The organism is Ewingella sp. S1.OA.A_B6, from assembly GCF_049889095.1.
Lineage (GTDB): Bacteria > Pseudomonadota > Gammaproteobacteria > Enterobacterales > Enterobacteriaceae > Ewingella.
The window spans coordinates 62938-82041 of sequence record NZ_JBLJFK010000014.1; the positions used below are offsets into that span (position 1 = coordinate 62938).

Sequence of the window (19104 nt, forward strand, 5' to 3'; positions counted from 1 at the left end):
TTGATAAAGAAATAGACCTGGACTAAAACCAATACATCCACCTAACAGGTCAGACCTCCTACAACTCAGGAGTTTTATCATGATGATTATTAGCATTGTCGCCCTACTGTTTATTATCGGTGTGTTGTTCTACCACCGCATCAATTTGCCATTAAGCAGCCTGGTGATCGTGGCGTTTATCGCCGCCATGGGTGCAATTAATTTATGGACGCTATGGCTGCTGGCGCCACTGGTGATCATGTTGTTGCCCTTCAATCTTCCGGCACTGCGCCGTTCGCTGTTCTCCGCTCCGGCCCTGCGTACCTTCCGTAAAGTGATGCCGAGCATGTCACGCACGGAAAAAGAGGCTATCGAAGCGGGTACCACCTGGTGGGAAGGCGATCTGTTCAGCGGCACACCGGACTGGAAAAAGTTGCAGGATTATCCGCAGCAGCGCCTGACCGAGGAAGAACAGGCATTCATTGATGGCCCGGTGGAAGAAGCCTGCCGCATGGCCAATGATTTCGAAATTACCCATGAGCTGGCGGATCTGCCACCAGAATTGTGGGCTTATCTGAAAAAGCATCGCTTCTTCGCAATGATCATCAAGAAAGAGTACGGCGGTCTGGATTTCTCCGCTTATGCTCAGGCCCGCGTCTTGCAGAAACTGTCCGGTGTCTCAGGTATTCTGGCCATCACCGTTGGGGTGCCTAACTCCCTCGGCCCCGGCGAGCTGCTGCAACATTACGGGACGGATGCGCAAAAAGATCACTATCTGCCACGTCTGGCACAGGGCCTGGAGATTCCTTGCTTTGCCCTGACCAGCCCTGAAGCGGGTTCAGACGCCGGTGCCATTCCTGACGTTGGCATCGTGTGTAAGGGCCAGTGGGAAGGCGAAGAGGTGCTGGGTATGCGCCTGACGTGGAACAAACGCTATATCACACTGGCACCTATCGCCACCGTGCTCGGTCTGGCATTTAAACTGAAAGACCCGGATCACCTGTTGGGCGAGACCACTGAGCCAGGCATCACCTGTGCGCTGATCCCTACGGACACGCAGGGCGTGGAGATCGGCCATCGCCACTTCCCGCTGAACGTGCCGTTCCAGAATGGCCCGACGCGCGGCAACGATATTTTCGTGCCTATCGATTACATCATCGGCGGACCAAAAATGGCCGGTCAGGGCTGGCGTATGTTAGTTGAATGCCTGTCGGTTGGCCGTGGCATCACCCTGCCTTCTAACGCGACCGGCAACCTGAAATCACTGGCTCTGGCGACCGGCGCTTATGCGTATATACGCCGTCAGTTCAAATTGCCGATCGGTAAAATGGAAGGGATCGAAGAGCCACTGGCGCGCATTGCCGGCAACGCTTACGTAATGGATGCCGCCGCAACGCTTATCACCAACGGCATCATGCTCGGTGAAAAACCCGCGGTGCTGTCGGCTATCGTGAAATATCACTGTACCCATCGCGGCCAGCGTGCGGTGATGGACGCCATGGATATTACCGGCGGTAAAGGCATCATGCTCGGTAAAAGCAACTTCGTGGCCCGTGCTTATCAGGGCGCACCGATTGCTATCACCGTGGAAGGCGCCAATATCCTGACACGCAGTATGATCATCTTCGGTCAGGGTGCTATCCGCTGTCACCCTTACGTATTGAGTGAGATGGCCGCGGCAGAAAGCAATAACCTGCAAGATTTCGACCGCGCGCTGTTCGGTCATATCGGCCACGTCGGCAGCAACAACATGCGCAGCTTCTGGCTCGGCCTGACGAATGGCCGCACCAGCGTCACACCAGCCAAAGACGCCACGGCGCGTTACTACCAGCACATCAACCGCCTGAGCGCTAACCTTGCGCTGCTGTCGGATATTTCGATGGGCGTGCTGGGCGGCAGTCTGAAGCGTCGCGAGCGTATCTCGGCGCGTCTTGGCGATATTCTTAGCCAGATGTATTTAGCCACCGCGACCCTGAAACGTTATGAAGAAGAAGGCCGTCACGAAGCTGATTTGCCGCTGGTGCATTGGGGCGTGCAAGATTGTCTGAATCAGGCAGAAATCGCCATTGACGATCTGCTGCGCAACTTCCCGAACGGCTTTATCGCCGGGGTAATGCGCCTGGTTATCTTCCCGCTGGGCCGTGCGCACTCTGCACCGTCTGACCAGTTAGATCACCAGTTGGCGCGCATTCTGCAGGTACCGTCAGCCACCCGCAGCCGCATTGGACGCGGTCAGTTCTTCGAAGCCAGCGAAAACAATCCGATTGGCCAACTGGAAGCCGCACTGGCCGACATCATCGCCGCAGAACCGGTGCATAAACGCCTGAGTGACGCGATGGGCAAGAAACTTTCATTTACCCGTCTGGACATTCTGGCACAGCAAGGTCTTGACGCCGGTCATCTGACCCCCGACGAAGCCCGTATTCTAAGCCGTGCAGAAGAGAGTCGTCTGCGCTCGATTAACGTCGACGAATTTGAAGCAGATGAACTGGCAGCAAAAAAGCAGCAGCCTGAAGTAAAGAAGGAAGCGAAACCGCGCCACACTGAAGCGGCATAGCGCCTTTTCAACCCGGCCCTTACCCTTAATAGCAACAAGCCTGAGTGCGGTAAACACTCAGGCTTTTCTATTCAACAGTTAACCGCACCCGTTTCAGAGGAAACGTTTTTAGCTTTTTTTGATTGGCTTTTGGGCTGGTTTTTGCGTTGGCTTTTGAGCGGGCTTTTGCGTTTGCGGACGTACACGCGCGGTCAGACCTTTAAGGAAATAACGCAGAACCTGATCGCCGCATGGGCGGTAGTTCTTGTGGCCTTCCTTGCGGAAAAATGCGCTCAATTCGCCTTCGGCCATCTTGAAGTCAGCCGCAGCCAGGACGCTCAACATATCTTCGGTTTTCAGTTCGAATGCCACGCGAAGTTTTTTCAGCATGATGTTATTGGTCACGCGTTTTTCCACTTCCGGCACCGGGAAACGGTCATCTTTGCCACGTTTGAACGTGATCAAGCCGTTCAGGAAGTTACTCATCACTTCGTCTGGCACTTCCATGTAATCTTCTTCGTCATCTTTCTTCAGATAGCGCGACATGACTTCCGGGCTGACGGGAGTACCTGTCGTTTTAAGGATTTCAATCAGTTTGCCTTCGCTTAAATCCAGCATGTGGCGCACGCTGCGCAAGACATCGTTATGCATCATAATTCTTGTATTCCTGTATGGAGTAAACCGAGGAAATGCCACCGGGCCTACACCCTAAATAATGTTCGCACCTCGAAGCCGGGCATTATACAAGAAAAGGATCGGTTTAGCTGAACTGACGGATACGGGCAATCAACGATTCAATATCGCCAATCTGCGGCGCTGTCAAAATAAGCTTCTGCCCCAGACTCAAGGCATGGCGCTGGCAATCGGCGCGCATGGCATCATCTTTGATGGCGTCGAGATCGGCAACGTGTGCCAGACCGATGGTGCGGCGGATCAACTCAGCGCCGCAATACCCTACCGAGTCATGCCAAACCTGTTGCAGGAACTGCGCCGCATAGCCCTCTTCCGCCAGTGATGGGTCCTGCGTTTTATCGCGTGCCAGCCGCAAGAAACCTTCCGAGAAGCTGAGCCACAGCACGCGTAAATCATTCAGACGCTGCTCGCGCCCATCAGCGGCCTCGCGCACCGCCACCAGCCCCGGTAAACCACAATAATTGAGCAGTAAATTTCCCATGACCGAACCCGGATCAAATCCTAATGGTCCGTAAAAGCCGAACTCCGCATCGATGGCTTTCAGTTTACCGTCAGCCACAAAAATCGAGCCACTGTGAATGTCACCATGCAACAGCGCTTCGGCCTTACTGAGAAAACGGTGTTTGAGTGACGCCACCGCCAGACGCAGCGATTTATCGGCACGCAGGGCATCGACTTCCGGCTGTAAAATTGGCGCGAAATTATTGCGTTCGTGATCAACGTAAGGATCGGTGAAAAACAGATCTTCGGTGATCTGACAAAGTTCAGGATTGGTAAAGCGCGCCACTTCGGCTTTCTTGAACTGGGCATTCTGATAAAAATCGGAAGTATGAAACAGCGTTTGCGCCAGATATTCCCCCAACTGACTGGCAGCCTGCGGATAATATTTGCCCTGTACCAGCTCGCTGCGCCAGATAGCGTGATCGGAGAGATCTTCCTGCACCATCACAGCCAGTTCTGCGTCATGGTGTAACACTTTCACCGTATGCTGTGGGGAAAACGTGCCGTGCGCGACCAGCGTTTCGGCTTCAATGCGCGCCCGGTCTAGCGTCAGCGGCCACGACTCACCGACACAGCGCACATAAGGCAAGGCCTGTTTGACGATCACCCGGCTGACGCCTGCGATATCGCGGATTTTAAACACCAGGTTCAGGTTACCATCGCCAATTTCGTCAGCGGAAACCAGGGACTGAGGATCGGACACTCCGCCAAACTGACGGGCATATTCAACGGCATCTGCAGCAGTAAACGTATAATAGCGGGACATCGCGACCTCTCGAATTCAATTCTCAATAAAACATCCAGACGTCTATACATCCGTAAAGCATGTTGGCAGAATAAGCAAATAGATGCAACTGGGCAACAAAGGTTTAACCACAATGAAAAATCTCACCACTACCAGTTTACGAATTCATGAAAATCAGCTGTGGATCCTCGATCAACAGGCACTTCCCCAGCAATCTGACTGGCTCCCCTGCGCAGATGTCACCGCGCTGGTTGATCATATCCGCACCTTACGCGTTCGCGGCGCACCGCTGATTGGCCTATCAGCCAGCCTGCTGTTAGCGCTGCTGGCTGAGGGCGGAATGCCCAGGCCGCAGTTGTACCAGGCGCTGGAAGCATTGCGCCAATCCCGACCGACCGCCGTTAACCTGATGAATAATCTGGAACGTATGAAGGTCCCGCTGGAACAACCTGATTTCATTGTGAAGCTGGTAAATGAGGCGCTACGTCTGGTGGAAGAGGATAAAGCGCTGTGTGCCAGTATTGCTGACCACGGCGCCGGGCTGGTCAAACCGGGCAGTTGCCTGCTGACGCACTGCAACACCGGTGGCCTGGCGACAGCGGGCGTAGGGACTGCGCTTGGGGTGATTTCCCGCGCTTACCAGCAAGGGAATGTTCAGCAAGTTTGGGTAGATGAGACACGACCACTGTTGCAGGGCGGGCGTTTAACCGCCTGGGAACTCGGCGAGTTGGGCATTCCTTATCAGCTGATTTGTGACTCGATGGCAGCCAGCCTAATGGCACTGGGTAAAGTTGATGCCATCTGGGTCGGTGCTGACCGCATCGCCGCCAACGGTGACGTCGCGAATAAGATTGGTACCTACAGTCTGGCAGTATTGGCGAAATATCACGGCATTCCGTTTTACGTTGCTGCGCCACACACCACCCACGATCCGCACTGCCCGAACGGTGCCGCCATTCCCATAGAACAGCGAGATCCGCGTGAAGTCACCGGTGTCTCTGGCAGCTTTGGTTCAGTGCAATGGGCACCGCTGAATGCTAACGTTTACAATCCAGCCTTTGACGTTACGCCCGCAGCCTTAATCAGCGGATGGGTACTCGATGTCGGCGTAGTCAGCCCAGCTCAGGTTCAGCAAGGGGTGTTCCAGGCCCCATTAAAATGAAGCCATCGGGTGAGAAACTCCTCGCCCCTTTTTCTCATTGCCAATAAAATACATAAGTTAAAAGGATGATTGTCTGTTTCCCCCGCTCTCATCTTCCCCAAAATAACAATTTTAGATCCCAAAATGACATTTGGTGCTACTATCCTTTGCCCTTTTTATACATGTGGCTATGACCTTCACAGGGATTGATTCCTATGAATAATATTCATGTTCTTCATAAATTAGCCGATAATAACTAACGGTTCTTTACGTTGAACTTATCGACTGCATAAAGAGCGGCTTTTTGTAAATAAAACTAATCTATAGGGATAAAGGGTAGGTACATGAGAAAAACACTATTCATTGCGCTGGTTGCCGCTGCAACACTGAGTGGTTGTGCAACGGAGTCTTCACGTTCTTTAGAAGTGGCAAAAGTGGCCTCTTACAACACGCAATATAACGGTCAGCGTAGTCCAATTGCGGTTGGCAAGTTTGATAATCGCTCAAGCTATATGAGCGGGATTTTCTCTGACGGTGTCGATCGTCTGGGAAATCAGTCCAAAACGCTGCTGGTCACTGACCTGCAACAAACCGGACGCTTCAACGTTCTGGATCGCACCAATATGGATGAGATCAAAGAAGAAGCCGGTATCAAAGGCCAGGCTCAGACGCTGAAAGGTGCCAACTACATCATCACCGGCGATGTAACTGAATTTGGTCGTAAAGAAGTCGGCGATAACCAGTTGTGGGGCATTCTCGGCCGAGGCAAACAGCAAATTGCCTATGCAAAAGTCAATCTTAACGTGGTCAATGTGCAAACGTCAGAAGTGGTTTATTCTTCGCAGGGCGCGGGCGAATACAGCCTTTCAAACCGAGAAATTATTGGTTTCGGCGGCACGGCAAGTTATGACTCCACCTTAAATGGCAAAGTACTCGACCTGGCGATCCGCGAAGCGGTGAACAATCTGGTGAATGGAATCGAAAGCGGCGCATGGCGTCCTGCTAATTAATATACGGAAATAATCATGAAATTCATTGAACAAAAAAATGCGTGGCAAAAAAGCGGTCTGGCGATGTTGTTACTAGTATTGGCGGGTTGCGCGACGCAGCCTAAAAACATCTATAACTGGGATCAATATCAGACGACAGTTTATCAGTATTATCAGAGTGATAAGGTGGGGCCAGAGCAGCAAATTGCCTCGCTGAAAGAGTCTATTGAGAAATCCCGCGCCACTAATAAACTGGTTCCTCCTGGCCTGCATGCCCAACTTGGATTGCTTTATGCCAATACCGGCAATACCGATCAAGCATTCCAGGAATTCAATACTGAGAAAACATTATTTCCAGAGTCAGCGGCATATATGGATTTCCTGCTGAAAAAAAATAAAGGGAGCATCAAATGAAACGTTTATTCCTGCTGACGGCGGCATTAATCACACTGGTATTAACCGGCTGTGCCAAACCGGTATCCTACGATTACACCGCGTTTAAAGAGAGCAAACCGAAATCCATTTTGGTATTGCCGCCGGTAAACCATTCTCCTGATATCAACGCCAGCCACAGTGTGTCATCGGTTGTTACGCTGCCATTGGCTGAAGATGGTTATTATGTTTTCCCGGTTGCGGTGGTGGACGAAACCTTCAAACAAAACGGCATGACTTCGCCGGAAGACATTCGCGCCGTTAGCGTCACGAAACTGCGTCAAATCTTCGGTGCCGACGCAGCGCTGTATATCGATATCACCGATTACGGCAGCAGCTATAAGGTCATCTCCAGTGAAGCGCGCATCACGGCTAATGCCAAACTGATTGACCTGCGTAACGGCAAAGTACTGTGGACCGGCAGTGCTACGGCCTCCAGCAATGAACAGAGTAGTGGCAATAACGGCATTATCGGCATACTGGTCCAAGCCGCAGTCAACCAAGTCGCCAATACCCTGAGCGATAAGAGCCATGATGTGGCTGCCGTAACCAGCAGCCGCCTGCTCAGCTCTGGTAGCTCTAACGGACTGTTGTATGGACCGCGTTCTGCGAACTACGGGAAAGAAGCGGCTCGCTAAGTTAGTGGGCTGCCGCCCAAACCGGTTGGTTTCGGGTTTCGCTCCGAGCTCGTTTTTTCAGTTCAAGGTCAAGGTCGTGGGCACCGGCCCACACCGGGCGGGGCTCGGGTTACGATCCGAGCTCGTTTTTTCAGTTCAAGACCGTGGGCGCCGGCCCACACCGGGTTAAGGGCCGTAAACGCGGCCCTTAACAATCCTGCGTTTTTTAAAAACAGCAGCTGCGCAAGTCACAATGGCCGTGTTTCAGGTATCTCTGCGATAGCCGCAAAATATCATCGCTCCGCGATTCCCGGCGGCGGGTTTGAGCCAACGGTAAAGATGTTGTCTCGCCACCGACTTGCCGGTGATATTTTGAATGCGGCATCAACATTTTTAAAAACAGATACAACCTGTTTTTTGAATTTGAATTTGAATTTGAAAAAACCTCGGCCGCGTTCAAAACGACGTCGAATAAGCGGTGGAAAACCGCGCGTCAGTTTGCGTGGGTTGTAATCCGCAATGAGAGTATCGCGCAGCGGCGGAGTTTGCGGCTGTCATCATGGTCCCTGACACACGGCCATTGTGACCCGCGCAGCTGCCGGTGTTTCATGAAAAAGCGCGGAGTCCAGAGGCCCGCGCGACTGCGGGTCTCTGGTCGGTGTGGGCCGACGCCCACGGTCTTGATGTTGAATTTAAAAGAGTTAAAAGATTTAAAAACCTTTCTAAAAGGCTTACTCCCCCAACTTCGGATATCCATCCGCGATCTTATCGCCCGTAAAGTGCGCTACCCACCCTTCAACATTATCGAACAGGCGAATGGCGGTAAATGACGGGGAACCGCCCATGTCAAACCAGTGTCGGGTGTTGGCAGGAACAGAGATCAGGTCATTTTTCTCGCACAGGATCTGGAAAATTTTCCCCTCCAGATGCAGACAAAACAGTCCTGCGCCATCAACGAAAAAACGCACTTCGTCTTCGCCATGAGTATGTTCGGAGAGGAACTTGGTGCGCAGCACTCCGCGCTGCTCATTGTCTGGACGCATGCTGATCACATCCCAGCTTTGATAGCCCTTCTCGGCCACCAGCTTGTCAATTTCATGCTGATAGGCGCTGATCACCTCCGCAGGCTGCGGGTTATCGCCGAGTTCGCGATCTGCCTGCCAGCGCTCAAAACGCACGTTGATCTTGTTCAGTTCCGTTGCAATTTCCTCACCGTCACGGCTGTGCCAGATGGGTGCGGAGGGATCCTGGTCGCTAAAAATAGTCAAAGCACTCATGCGTAAACCTCTTTATAGGAATGTTTCTAAGGCTATCTGATCAAAACGATTGACCTGCGGGTGATCGCTTAGCGCGTCGGCGTCATCACGGATCAACTGGCAGGTGTGCCATCCCGCTAAACGGGCAGCATCCAGCTCCTGGCGAATATCCGAGAGGAACAATAAATCTTCCGCTGGCAGGACCAGTTGCTCGGCGATATTCTGGTAGGACTCGGTTTCACGCTTGGCGCCCACACGGGTATCGAAATAGTGGCTGAACAACGGTGTGAGATCGCCCTCATCGCTGTAGCCGAACAGCAATTTCTGCGCATCAACTGAGCCTGAGGAATAGATGCAAAGTCGCAGATTCTGCTGATGCCACGTCTGTAACTGCGGTGCAACCTCCGGATAGAGATGCCCGCGAAAATCGCCGTTTTCATAGCCGCTGCGCCAAATTATGCCCTGCAACACTTTCAACGCAGTGGACTTCACGTCGCCGTCCATGAAGGCATAAAGCTTTTCGATCAGTACGTCTACACTGGCTTGCGGCTGGTCGATTTCGGCACGTAATGCAGCCAGCGCGGCTGCCACTTCTGGCTCGCCGTGCTGGCTGCGGAGAAACTCTGCCAACCGTTCGCGGGCATAGGGGAACAACACCTGATGCACAAAACGGATATCCGTGGTGGTACCTTCAATATCAATGACAATCGCGCGGATCATTTAGCCTCCAGCAGTCGGCGTTGCAGTTCACACTGGAATAGAAACTCCAGCCCTTCAAGATGACGACGTGCTTCGGCCACATCTTTACCCCAACAAGTCAGACCGTGACCACGCAACAGAAAACCGTATTGCAGCGGCGTTTTTTCCGCGCTAATGGCAATCTTTTGCGCCAGCGCCGGAATGTCCTGGCTGTTATCAAAAATGGGGATCATCATCTGGTCGAGATGCGTCGTTTGACCACTCAGTGATTTTTGCATTTCGTAGCCTTCCAGCACCAGTGCACCGTTGCGTTCCACGCGCGACAGCACGGTCGAATTGACCGAATGGGTATGCAGCACTGCGCCCGCTTGCGGATAGAGACGATATAGCAACGTATGCAGGCCGGTTTCCGCCGACGGCGTGCGCCCGCAGGGAGCCTTGCCACTGGCCAGTTCTACCAGCAGGAAATCTTGTTCGGTCAGCGTGCCTTTATCTTTGCCGGACTCGCTGATCAGGCAGTGCTCCCGGCCCTCGCGCACCGACATATTGCCGCCGGTCGCCGGGCTCCAGCCTTTTTGACCAATCCAGTGACAGGCAGCGGTCAATGCCCCCAGTTGTCTATTTTCTGACATGATGATCCTTGGCCCTGTGCGGCAAAGAGGGAAGATGAAAGCCTATATACAGCCTAGCTATTAATTAGACGATAATGACATTTAGCCATCTAAGCGTCTCGATTGCCAAATCTTAACATCGTGTTATCATCATGAGCAACATACGTCCGCAAGACAGGCCCCGCTATGAGCACAGCAGCGTTAATTCCACAGAGCAAACTTCCCACGTCAGGCGTGACGATTTTTACCCAAATGAGTGCCTTAGCGCAGCAGCACAATGCCATCAACCTGTCGCAGGGTTTCCCTGATTTTGACGGGCCTGAATATCTGAAACAGCGTCTGGCTCATCATGTCAGCCAGGGTGCAAACCAGTATGCGCCGATGACCGGCACCGCCGCACTGCGCGAAGCCATCGCCGCCAAGACCGAACTGATTTACGGCTACGCGCCGGATCCCACCAGCGACATCACCATCACTGCTGGGGCCACGGAAGCGTTGTACATCGCTATCACCGCGCTGGTCGGTCCGGGCGATGAAGTCGTCGCGTTTGACCCAAGCTACGACTGTTACGCACCGGCGGTACAGCTGGCGGGCGGCGTGATGAAACGCATCCAACTGCAACCGCCTGAATTTAAAGTCGACTGGGTCACCTTCGCCGATAATCTGAGCGATCGTACCAAACTGGTGATTATCAATACGCCACATAATCCATCGGCCACGGCCTGGAGCCATGATGATGTTGAGCAGCTGTGGCAGCGCATCGCGGATCGCAATATTTTTGTGCTGAGTGATGAGGTCTACGAGCATATCTGCTTCGCCAAAGAGGGCCACGCCAGCGTGCTGCACCACACGCAACTTCGCCAACGCGCGATTGCCGTCTCTTCGTTTGGCAAAACCTTTCATATGACCGGATGGCGTGTGGGCTATTGCGTGGCACCGGCAACCATCAGCGCAGAACTGCGCAAAGTCCATCAATATCTGACTTTTGCCATCACTACACCGGTTCAACTGGCGCTGGCCGATATGCTGCGCGAACAGCCCCAGCACTGGCAGGATCTTTCCGCTTTTTATCAGACCAAACGCGATCGGCTGGCACAGGGGCTGGCGAAAAGTCGCCTGAAAGTGTTGCCCGGGGCGGGTACCTATTTCCTGCTGGTCGATTATAGCGACGTCTCCGATCTCGATGATGTTGCCTTCTGCCACTGGCTGACCGAACATGTGGGCGTAGCGGCAATCCCGATGTCGGTATTCTGCGCTGCCTCTTTCCCCCATAAACTGATCCGGCTGTGCTTTGCCAAACAGGAAGCCACGCTGGACGCCGCTGCGGAGCGCCTGTGCCAACTTTAAAACTGTCTCTGTTACAGCAACCTCTGGTTTGGCTGGATGGCGAAGCCAACCTTGCCCACTTCGACAAGCTGCTTGATTCATTGACGGGCCGCGACCTGATCGTGTTGCCTGAGATGTTCACCACCGGTTTTGCCATGCAGGCACCGGACCGGGCGCTGCCGGAAAGCCGGGTCGTTGAGTGGTTACAGCAGTGGGCGAAAAAGCGGGATGCCATGGTCGGCGGCAGCGTGGCACTGACGACAAAAATAGGCGCAGTGAACCGCTTCCTGCTGGTTGAACCGCAGGGAAAAGTACATTTTTACGACAAACGTCATCTATTCCGCATGTCCGGTGAGCACAACTATTATGTCGCGGGGAAACGCCGTGAAATCGTGGAGTGGCGGGGCTGGCGAATTCTGCCTCAGGTCTGTTACGACCTGCGTTTTCCCGTGTGGTCGCGCAATCAACAGGACTACGATTTGGCGCTGTATGTCGCCAACTGGCCTGCCGCACGCAGCCTTCATTGGTCGGCGCTGCTGACCGCACGCGCGATTGAAAATCAGGCCTATGTCGCCGGTTGTAACCGTGTCGGAGATGACGATCACGGCCATCACTACAGTGGCGACAGCGCCATCATCAATCCACAGGGTGAAAATCTAATCCGCGCCGAACCGGGTGCCTCGGTGGTGGTCAGTGCAGAATTATCGCTGGAAGCTTTACAGCAGTATCGCGAAGCCTTCCCTGCCTGGCGCGACGCCGATATTTTTTCGCATCAGGACTGAGGGAAATTTCCCGGCCAGAGGATGGCCGGAAAAAAATTAATAGCTAAAATGGTCCTGCAACTTGACGTATGACAGTTATTTGATCTCGCCGATAAAGTCAGGCTTACCCAGCTTCACACCCAGATGACGCAGGATGTTATAAGCGGTGGTGAGATGAAAATAAAAATTCGGTACCGCGAAGCTCATCACGTAGCTATGTGCGGTGAAATTATGTTCCGCATTGCGGCCTTTTACCACGATAGGACGTGAGTCGTCGCCATCCAGTTGTTCTGCTTTTACGCTCTCAATAAAGCGAATGGTTTTGGCGATACGCGCCTGTAAATCGGCAAAACTGACTTCGTTATCTTCCATCGCTGGCGGTGTCACACTGGCCAGCCGCGCTACGGCACCTTTCGACACATCACTGACGATTTGCACCTGACGCACCAGCGGGTACATATCCTCTGCCAGGCGGGTGTTTAGCACGGTCTCTTCCGATGTCCGGTTTTCCTGCGCCCAGGCAGCGCCTTTTTCCAGCAGGGCTGAAAGATTGTGTAAACCGTGAACAAACTGCGCTGCAGTGCTGCCATAAAGTGATGCTGACATGATGCTTCCTTAATGAGTGATGACAATAATCCGCTTTGAGCTTAGCGCGTTACCTGCATCACCACATGGCCTTTTGTGTTGTCGCTGGAGCAGCATGCGCTGGTTGTGATCGCAGATACATTTCCCTCATACCTCTGGCCCCTCTGGGGCGTGGACGTCGCGACAGGATCTGTACAGGAGTACTCCACGCAACGGCCGCCACCCGGCATCTCGATCCTCCATTTTATAACGCCATCCCCACTCTGGATCGCTTCTTGCATTAAGTCTCTCCGCTAAAAACATCTGACAGAGGCTTACTGATGACCATCACCTTTATTGCTCACCCCACGCCTGAACCTGCTTTGTACGGCGCGATGGCCGCGATACTTGCTGAACTGCGAGCGTTACCGCTGTGTCACCTGCCCGTCACTCATGATGCAAAACGTTTTGCCAATGCGCACCAGTACGTCACCAGACAGGGACATCAGTTGACCAGCGGGTTGGTATGGCTAGAACGCTTAACCGGTCGCGACGCGGGCGCCGAGTCTGATCTTAACGCTTTGATAAAGCGCGCATTAAAAGAAGATATTGTGGTGCCATCCATCCAGCCGATAAGTCAGGAACTGACCAGACTTGCTGCGGAAAATGGTATCAGCGTAGAGTTATTGCAGGTAGTGAAACAGCAGGATAGATTCCAGCTCGAAGACACCCTCACCGGCAAGATTCGCAGCAACGGCTGGGGGCGCGACGCCTTCGGACGCTGGGTGCTCGGCCCGGTTGCCCAGCCGGTGATGCGCGCAGGGAAAAACCTGCGCGTGGCGTTAGTGGGGGATTTCGCCGAACACCGTGACAGTTATCCGGCAATGCTCGCTGCACTAGGAGATGCCGCCGATGCACTGGCATTGAACATCGAAGTGATTTACGTCACGCCAAGTCTTATCGGTAGCCAGCTCGACTGCACACTATTTGACGTCGACGGCATTCTGTTACCGGGTGTGCTGAACACTGTGGGAGAAACCCCACTGGCAGGACAACTGGCCACCGCCACCTGGGCGATGGAAAACCGGCTACCGCTGTTAGGCATTAATCAGGGAATGCATTTGATGGTGGCCGCACTGGGGCAGCAGGTATTGGGACATGACCGCGTAGTAATGCACGGCCCTTGCAAGCTGAATGCGCTACAAACCTGCCTGCCGCAGGATAACTCGCAGCAACAACGCCTTGGTGATCGGCAGGTTTACAGTCTGGCGGGCAGCCGCGCCGAACAAATGCTGGGCGGCAAAGCCACACTGCGCTACAACCAGCGCTGGAGCCTCAACCCGCAGTTGCTGGAGGCGTTGCAAAGCGCCGGTTTGCGCGTCAGCGGCATCGATGAGCAGGGCCTGGGAGCCGAAGCTATCGAACTGCATGATCACCCATTTTTTGTCGGCGTGCAGGGGCAGCCTGATTTACAGTCGCGCCGCGAACGCCCCAGCCCATTGCTGATGGCCTTCCTGCAACAGGTCCGCCAATCTAACCATCAGCGCGACGTCAGCCACGTCGCGTTTACTAAAAGCGTGCGGCTGAAACAGCCCTGTTTTTCGATGGCATCTATTTATGGCAGTGAATTTAACGGATCTGGCGTCATTTAATTCACTGCCTGCTTACTGGATCAAAATCCGCAAAGCTCAAAACGGTATTGATATAAGCCTGGGTGGCAACTGCCACATCGTTTACCGTTACCGACTCCAGCGGATGATGGCTGATACCGTCCTGACAGCGTACAAATAACATTCCAACCGGCCAGCAGTCGGCCATCGCAATAGCGTCATGCCCGGCACCGCTTGGCAATAACATCGGCTTCCCCTGCAATGGCGTCACGCTCTGAATCAGCCGCTGTTGTAAATCCGGGTCGCAGGTCGTGGCATTGATGCTATAGAACTGCTCAGCATCGAAGGTCAGACCGCGATGGGTAGCAATCTGCTGCGCTTTCTCCAACAGCTCGGTCAACAAGGCATTAAGCATGGCATCCTGCGGGCCACGCACGTCGAGCGACAAATTGACCTGGCCGGGAATGACGTTTACCGCCCCGCCCGGCACGTCGATATGCCCCACCGTTGCCACCAGGTTACAGCCTCTGGCGGCGGTGATGCTTTCAATCGCCAGCGTCCATTCCGCAGCGGCGGTCAGGGCGTCCTGACGCTGGCCCATTGGCACCGTTCCGGCATGACCAGCATGGCCGGTGAAACAACAGTTCAGGCGGCGAGCACCGTTAATAGCCGTCACTACGCCAAGCGGTAAATCAGCAGTTTGCAGGCAGGGTCCCTGCTCGATGTGACATTCCAGATAGGCACAAAAAGCATCCAGCGCACGGCGAGACTGCAAAATATTCAGCGGATCAAGCCCGGCGTGTAGCATGGCACTGGCGAGAGAAATGCCCTGTGCATCGTTGCGTTGCAGCCAGTCTTCCGGCCAGGTGCCCGTCAGGCCACGACTGCCCAGCAGCGTGACGCCAAAACGCGTACCCTCTTCGTCGGCAAAGCCCACCACTTCAACGGCCATCGGCAAACGGATACCGTTTTGATGCAAATGCGCCACCACCTCAATTGCCGTCAGCACACCAAGCGGGCCGTCGTAACGACCCGCATTGCGCACGCTATCGAGATGCGAGCCAAGCAACAGCGCCGGTGCCTGTGGATCCAGCCCTTCATAGCGCCCACAAACGTTGCCGACGCTGTCGGTCCAGCTGTGCATACCTGCCAACGTCATCCATTCGCCGACCTGTCGGTTGGCCTGCAGGTGTTCAGTCGAGAGATAAACCCGGGTCAACTGTCCCGGTGTTTCACTGATCTCAGCCAGCGCGTCACAGCGGGCCATCACCCGCCGCGCGGCGTCTCGCGTTGAAGCTTCAATCATTAACGGCTCCCCGTGTAGTGATCCCACGCGGCCTGTGAACCTGCACCATATTTTGAGTCGAAACCGAGGCGATGCAGCACCGCTTCAAGCGCCACCAGCGTCTGCATGACACAATCCTTACGGGCGTTGTAACCCATGGTGCCGATGCGCCAGATTTTTCCGGCCAGCGGGCCAAACGAAGTGCCGATTTCAATACTGAAATCGTTAAGCATCATCTGGCGCACCAGTTCGCCATGAATGCCCTGCGGAATGACCACGCCGAGCACGTTGTTCATGCGGTGGTTCAGATCACCAAACACCTCTAGCCCCATCCCCTGAATACCGGCCAGCAGTGCGCCGCCGTGCAGTTTGTGACGAGCGATGCTGTTATCCAGACCTTCTTCAAGAATGATGCGCGCGCATTCACGGGAGGCAAACAGCATGCTGGTGGCTTCGGTGTGGTGGTTCAAACGCTCCGGCCCCCAATAATCCATGATCATGCCGAGATCGAAGTAGTTGGAGTAAATCATCTCTTCGTCACCGTCAGCGTGGTCAGCGGTGCGGATGCCTTCCTCGACACATTTACGGCGGCGGATTTGTTCTGCAAAACGCGGACTGAGGGTAACCGGCGAGCTGCCGGACGGGCCACCGAGACATTTTTGCAAACCGGCTGAGACGGCATCGAGTCCCCAGGTGTCGGTTTCCATTGGGTTACCGGCAAAAGACGCGGTGGCATCAGAATAAAACAGCACGCCGTGGCGGCGGCAGATGTCGCCTAACTGTTCCAACGGTTGCAGCATGGTGGTGGAGGTGTCGCCCTGCACCGTCAGCAACCAGCGCGGTTTGACGGATTTAATCGCATCTTCAATCTGCTGCGGGTCAAACACTTCTCCCCACGGCACCTCGATGGTGTGCACTTCGGCGCGGCAGCGGCGGGCGATTTCACACAGCAGATGACCAAACCGGCCGAATACCGGCACCAGCACTTTGTCGCCGGGGCGAATGCCCGACAGCAGCACAGCTTCAATACCGGCGCGGGAGGTGCCGTCGATCAGAAACGTCCACGGGTTTTCAGTTTTGTATAGCGCACGATACAGCGCCATCACTTCGTTCATATAGCCGGTCATCACCGGGTCATATTGCCCGACCAGTTGGCAGCTCATCGCCCGCAGTACGCGCGGGTCAGCGTTGATTGGCCCCGGCCCCATCAGCAGACGGGTTGGTGGGTTGATTTGTCCAAATGTTTGAATATCCAACATGACTATTCCTTAAAAAAGGTGCTATCAGACCGCAGCGTCGCTGAGGCCACGAACTGACGCGATAAATTGCTTTAATTCTGGGGTTTGCGGATTGGCAAACAACGCCCGGCTTTCCCCCTGTTCCCACACGGTGCCCTGATGCATAAACACCACGCGGTCGCCCACTTCGCGGGCAAAATTCATTTCGTGCGTCACCAGCACCAGCGTCATGCCCTCTTTCGCCAGTTGCTCAAGCACTTTCAGCACTTCACCCACCAACTCCGGATCCAGTGCCGAGGTAATTTCATCGCACAGCAGCACTTTCGGGTTCATCGCCAGCGCACGGGCAATCGCCACGCGCTGTTGCTGGCCGCCGGACAGATTAGCCGGGTAGTAATCCATACGGTCCGCCAGGCCGACTTTATCCAGCACGTGTGCCGCCAGTTCACGGCATTCGGCGGCAGATTTACCCGACACGCGGCGCGGTGCCAACATGACGTTTTCCAGCGCGGTCATGTGCGGGAAAAGATTGAAGCTCTGAAATACCATGCCCACTGAACGGCTGATTTCACGCGCCTGGGAGTCGCGGTCGGTGATGGTCATACCGCCGAGTTTGATACTGCCGTCCTGATAGCCTTCCAGCCCGTTAATGCAGCGCAGCAGAGTACTTTTACCCGAGCCACTGCGGCCAATGATGCAGATCACTTCACCGCCGTCGATGTCCAGATCCACACCTTTCAGCACGTGATTCTGACCGTAATATTTTTGCACTTGATTAATGGTGATCAGCGGCATTATTTTTTTCTCCACGCAATGTTTTCTCGAGGTAATGGCTGTACATCGAAAGCGGGTAACACATCAGGAAGTAGCCTAGCGCCACCAGCCCAAATACCTTGAACGGTTCATAAGTCACGTTGTTGAGCATCGTTCCGGCTTTGGTCAATTCGACGAAGCCGATAATCGACGCCAGCGCCGTGCCTTTGATCACCTGTACAGAAAAACCAACCGTCGGTGCAATCGCGATACGCAGCGCCTGCGGAGCGACCACGCGCCATAAGGTCTGGCCAAAACTGAGACCCAGACAGCGGCAGGCTTCCCATTGGCCTTTCGGCAAAGCGTCGATACTGCCGCTCCAGATATCCACCAGATAGGCGCTGGTGTAAAAGGTGAGCGCCAGCGCGGCGGCGGTCCAGGGGCTGACATCAATGCCAAACAGCCCCAGTCCGAAGAAGGCCAGAAACAGCTGCATCAGCAGCGGCGTTCCCTGAAACAGTTCGGAATACAGACGCACAAAACGCGTCGGCCAGCGCCGTTTACCCAGACGCAGCAGCAGCAGCGGTATTGTCACCAGCGTGCCGCCGATAAACGCCGTCAGCGAGAGTAAAAGTGTCCATCGCGCCGCCAGCAGCAGGTTGCGCACAATATCCCAGTCGGTAAAGGTCATCATCAGCTGTAGCTCCCAAAGTAACGGCGTCCGGCAAACAGCAGTAATTGACGCATCGCTACCGACAGCAGCAGGTAGAACAACGTGGTGACCAGATACACCTCGAAGCTCAGGAACGTGCGCGACTGAATTAAGTTGGCGGCGAAGGTCAGCTCTTCATACGACACCTGCGACACCACCGAAGAACCCAGCATGACGATAATGCACTGGCTGACCAGCGCCGGATAAATACGTTTCAATGACGGCGGCAACACCACACGAAAAAACGTCTGGCGGCGGCTCAGTCCAAGCACACGCCCTGCTTCCCACTGGCCGTTTGGCGTCACCTGAATACCGGCGCGGATAATTTCAGTGCTGTACGCGCCCAGGTTAATCAACATAGCCAGCAGCGCCGCTTCCCCGGCGGTCATTTTCAGCCCCATGCCCGGTAAACCAAACACGATAAAAAATAGCTGTACGACAAACGGCGTATTGCGGATGGCTTCGACATAAATGCCCCATACCGTGCGCAACGTTTTGTTATGGCCGCAGCGGATGGCAGCACCACAGATCCCGATAGCAATGCCGCCAACCGTTGCCATTACCGTCAGCTGGATAGTGGTCCACAAGCCGGACAGCAGCTCCGGCATATAAGGCCACAGCGCAAGAAAATTCAGCTGATAGGTCATGATGCTTTC

Annotated in this window: 19 protein-coding genes; 8 read left to right on the forward strand and 11 right to left on the reverse strand. The window is 54.4% G+C overall.

The window, feature by feature from the left end:
- Positions 1–79: 79 nt before the first annotated feature.
- Positions 80–2536, forward strand: a complete 2457-nt coding sequence (gene fadE, locus ACMV8I_RS19035) for an acyl-CoA dehydrogenase FadE (protein ID WP_498866767.1) — start codon at positions 80–82, stop codon at positions 2534–2536.
- Between the two features lie 108 nt (positions 2537–2644).
- On the opposite strand, the gene ACMV8I_RS19040 is transcribed toward fadE, so the two are convergent.
- Together ACMV8I_RS19040 and mtnK are read right to left on the reverse strand one after the other, a co-directional pair.
- On the reverse strand, positions 2645–3169 hold the full coding sequence (locus ACMV8I_RS19040) for a YehS family protein (RefSeq protein WP_498866768.1): 525 nt from the start codon (positions 3167–3169) through the stop codon (positions 2645–2647).
- Between the two features lie 106 nt (positions 3170–3275).
- Positions 3276–4475, reverse strand: coding sequence for an S-methyl-5-thioribose kinase (gene mtnK / locus ACMV8I_RS19045; protein WP_498866769.1), 1200 nt, complete (start codon positions 4473–4475; stop codon positions 3276–3278).
- 112 nt (positions 4476–4587) lie between these two features.
- On the opposite strand from mtnK, the gene mtnA reads away from it, so the two are divergent.
- From mtnA to ACMV8I_RS19065, 4 genes are all read left to right on the forward strand, one after another.
- Positions 4588–5616, forward strand: a complete 1029-nt coding sequence (gene mtnA, locus ACMV8I_RS19050; RefSeq protein ID WP_498866770.1) for an S-methyl-5-thioribose-1-phosphate isomerase — start codon at positions 4588–4590, stop codon at positions 5614–5616.
- Positions 5617–5939: 323 nt separating this feature from the next.
- Positions 5940–6605 carry a CsgG/HfaB family protein gene (locus ACMV8I_RS19055; RefSeq protein ID WP_498866771.1) on the forward strand — a complete coding sequence of 222 codons (666 nt, stop codon included), beginning with the start codon at positions 5940–5942 and terminating at the stop codon, positions 6603–6605.
- Between the two features lie 15 nt (positions 6606–6620).
- Positions 6621–6998: a DUF4810 domain-containing protein gene (locus ACMV8I_RS19060; protein WP_498866772.1), complete on the forward strand. Its 378-nt coding sequence runs from the start codon at positions 6621–6623 to the stop codon at positions 6996–6998.
- Positions 6995–7654 (forward strand): DUF799 domain-containing protein, encoded by a 660-nt coding sequence (locus ACMV8I_RS19065; RefSeq protein WP_498866773.1) that lies wholly within the window; start codon positions 6995–6997, stop codon positions 7652–7654. The genes ACMV8I_RS19060 and ACMV8I_RS19065 overlap by 4 nt, the downstream gene beginning before the upstream one ends.
- A 710-nt stretch (positions 7655–8364) precedes the next feature.
- Here the strand turns inward: ACMV8I_RS19065 and ACMV8I_RS19070 are convergent.
- The 3 genes from ACMV8I_RS19070 to ACMV8I_RS19080 are packed head-to-tail and all read right to left on the reverse strand — an operon-like array spanning position 8365 to position 10220.
- A complete protein-coding gene (locus ACMV8I_RS19070) occupies positions 8365–8910 on the reverse strand; it encodes a 1,2-dihydroxy-3-keto-5-methylthiopentene dioxygenase (RefSeq protein ID WP_498866774.1) in 546 nt (181 codons plus the stop codon).
- 12 nt (positions 8911–8922) lie between these two features.
- The gene (gene mtnC / locus ACMV8I_RS19075) at positions 8923–9609 is read right to left on the reverse strand and encodes an acireductone synthase (protein WP_498866775.1); all 687 of its coding nucleotides are present in this window, start codon (positions 9607–9609) and stop codon (positions 8923–8925) included.
- The gene (locus ACMV8I_RS19080) at positions 9606–10220 is read right to left on the reverse strand and encodes a methylthioribulose 1-phosphate dehydratase (protein ID WP_498866776.1); all 615 of its coding nucleotides are present in this window, start codon (positions 10218–10220) and stop codon (positions 9606–9608) included. The genes mtnC and ACMV8I_RS19080 overlap by 4 nt, the downstream gene beginning before the upstream one ends.
- Before the next feature lie 165 nt (positions 10221–10385).
- Here ACMV8I_RS19080 and ACMV8I_RS19085 point away from each other — a divergent pair, with 165 nt between their 5' ends.
- Both ACMV8I_RS19085 and ACMV8I_RS19090 read left to right on the forward strand, forming a co-directional pair.
- Positions 10386–11546, forward strand: coding sequence for a pyridoxal phosphate-dependent aminotransferase (locus ACMV8I_RS19085; RefSeq protein ID WP_498866777.1), 1161 nt, complete (start codon positions 10386–10388; stop codon positions 11544–11546).
- Positions 11534–12307, forward strand: coding sequence for an amidohydrolase (locus tag ACMV8I_RS19090; protein ID WP_498866778.1), 774 nt, complete (start codon positions 11534–11536; stop codon positions 12305–12307). Before ACMV8I_RS19085 ends, ACMV8I_RS19090 begins: the two co-directional genes overlap by 13 nt.
- Before the next feature lie 75 nt (positions 12308–12382).
- Here ACMV8I_RS19090 and ACMV8I_RS19095 read toward each other — a convergent pair whose 3' ends face one another.
- Positions 12383–12892, reverse strand: coding sequence for a DUF1993 domain-containing protein (locus tag ACMV8I_RS19095; protein WP_498866779.1), 510 nt, complete (start codon positions 12890–12892; stop codon positions 12383–12385).
- Positions 12893–13191: 299 nt separating this feature from the next.
- On the opposite strand from ACMV8I_RS19095, the gene ACMV8I_RS19100 reads away from it, so the two are divergent.
- Positions 13192–14502, forward strand: a complete 1311-nt coding sequence (locus ACMV8I_RS19100; RefSeq protein WP_498866780.1) for a glutamine amidotransferase-related protein — start codon at positions 13192–13194, stop codon at positions 14500–14502.
- Position 14503: 1 nt separating this feature from the next.
- Here ACMV8I_RS19100 and hpxK read toward each other — a convergent pair whose 3' ends face one another.
- From hpxK to ACMV8I_RS19125, 5 genes are read right to left on the reverse strand one after another with little or no spacing between them, the layout of a single operon-like run.
- Positions 14504–15766: an allantoate amidohydrolase gene (gene hpxK, locus ACMV8I_RS19105; RefSeq protein WP_498866781.1), complete on the reverse strand. Its 1263-nt coding sequence runs from the start codon at positions 15764–15766 to the stop codon at positions 14504–14506.
- Positions 15766–17004 (reverse strand): pyridoxal-phosphate-dependent aminotransferase family protein, encoded by a 1239-nt coding sequence (locus ACMV8I_RS19110; RefSeq protein WP_498866782.1) that lies wholly within the window; start codon positions 17002–17004, stop codon positions 15766–15768. Before ACMV8I_RS19110 ends, hpxK begins: the two co-directional genes overlap by 1 nt.
- Positions 17005–17028: 24 nt before the next feature.
- Entirely contained in the window at positions 17029–17778 is a 750-nt protein-coding gene (locus tag ACMV8I_RS19115; protein WP_498866804.1) for an amino acid ABC transporter ATP-binding protein, read from the reverse strand.
- Positions 17759–18427, reverse strand: coding sequence for an amino acid ABC transporter permease (locus tag ACMV8I_RS19120; protein WP_498866805.1), 669 nt, complete (start codon positions 18425–18427; stop codon positions 17759–17761). Before ACMV8I_RS19120 ends, ACMV8I_RS19115 begins: the two co-directional genes overlap by 20 nt.
- A 2-nt stretch (positions 18428–18429) precedes the next feature.
- A complete protein-coding gene (locus ACMV8I_RS19125) occupies positions 18430–19095 on the reverse strand; it encodes an amino acid ABC transporter permease (RefSeq protein WP_498866783.1) in 666 nt (221 codons plus the stop codon).
- Positions 19096–19104: the final 9 nt, after the last annotated feature.

What these genes read in the sequence shown, in the direction of transcription:
- fadE (WP_498866767.1), top strand. Translation starts at nt 80, where the DNA reads ATGATGATTATTAGCATTGTCGCCCTACTGTTTATTATCGGTGTGTTG.
- ACMV8I_RS19040 (WP_498866768.1), bottom strand. Translation starts at nt 3,169, where the DNA reads ATGATGCATAACGATGTCTTGCGCAGCGTGCGCCACATGCTGGATTTA.
- mtnK (WP_498866769.1), bottom strand. Translation starts at nt 4,475, where the DNA reads ATGTCCCGCTATTATACGTTTACTGCTGCAGATGCCGTTGAATATGCC.
- mtnA (WP_498866770.1), top strand. Translation starts at nt 4,588, where the DNA reads ATGAAAAATCTCACCACTACCAGTTTACGAATTCATGAAAATCAGCTG.
- ACMV8I_RS19055 (WP_498866771.1), top strand. Translation starts at nt 5,940, where the DNA reads ATGAGAAAAACACTATTCATTGCGCTGGTTGCCGCTGCAACACTGAGT.
- ACMV8I_RS19060 (WP_498866772.1), top strand. Translation starts at nt 6,621, where the DNA reads ATGAAATTCATTGAACAAAAAAATGCGTGGCAAAAAAGCGGTCTGGCG.
- ACMV8I_RS19065 (WP_498866773.1), top strand. Translation starts at nt 6,995, where the DNA reads ATGAAACGTTTATTCCTGCTGACGGCGGCATTAATCACACTGGTATTA.
- ACMV8I_RS19070 (WP_498866774.1), bottom strand. Translation starts at nt 8,910, where the DNA reads ATGAGTGCTTTGACTATTTTTAGCGACCAGGATCCCTCCGCACCCATC.
- mtnC (WP_498866775.1), bottom strand. Translation starts at nt 9,609, where the DNA reads ATGATCCGCGCGATTGTCATTGATATTGAAGGTACCACCACGGATATC.
- ACMV8I_RS19080 (WP_498866776.1), bottom strand. Translation starts at nt 10,220, where the DNA reads ATGTCAGAAAATAGACAACTGGGGGCATTGACCGCTGCCTGTCACTGG.
- ACMV8I_RS19085 (WP_498866777.1), top strand. Translation starts at nt 10,386, where the DNA reads ATGAGCACAGCAGCGTTAATTCCACAGAGCAAACTTCCCACGTCAGGC.
- ACMV8I_RS19095 (WP_498866779.1), bottom strand. Translation starts at nt 12,892, where the DNA reads ATGTCAGCATCACTTTATGGCAGCACTGCAGCGCAGTTTGTTCACGGT.
- ACMV8I_RS19100 (WP_498866780.1), top strand. Translation starts at nt 13,192, where the DNA reads ATGACCATCACCTTTATTGCTCACCCCACGCCTGAACCTGCTTTGTAC.
- hpxK (WP_498866781.1), bottom strand. Translation starts at nt 15,766, where the DNA reads ATGATTGAAGCTTCAACGCGAGACGCCGCGCGGCGGGTGATGGCCCGC.
- ACMV8I_RS19110 (WP_498866782.1), bottom strand. Translation starts at nt 17,004, where the DNA reads ATGTTGGATATTCAAACATTTGGACAAATCAACCCACCAACCCGTCTG.
- ACMV8I_RS19115 (WP_498866804.1), bottom strand. Translation starts at nt 17,778, where the DNA reads ATGCCGCTGATCACCATTAATCAAGTGCAAAAATATTACGGTCAGAAT.
- ACMV8I_RS19120 (WP_498866805.1), bottom strand. Translation starts at nt 18,427, where the DNA reads ATGACCTTTACCGACTGGGATATTGTGCGCAACCTGCTGCTGGCGGCG.
- ACMV8I_RS19125 (WP_498866783.1), bottom strand. Translation starts at nt 19,095, where the DNA reads ATGACCTATCAGCTGAATTTTCTTGCGCTGTGGCCTTATATGCCGGAG.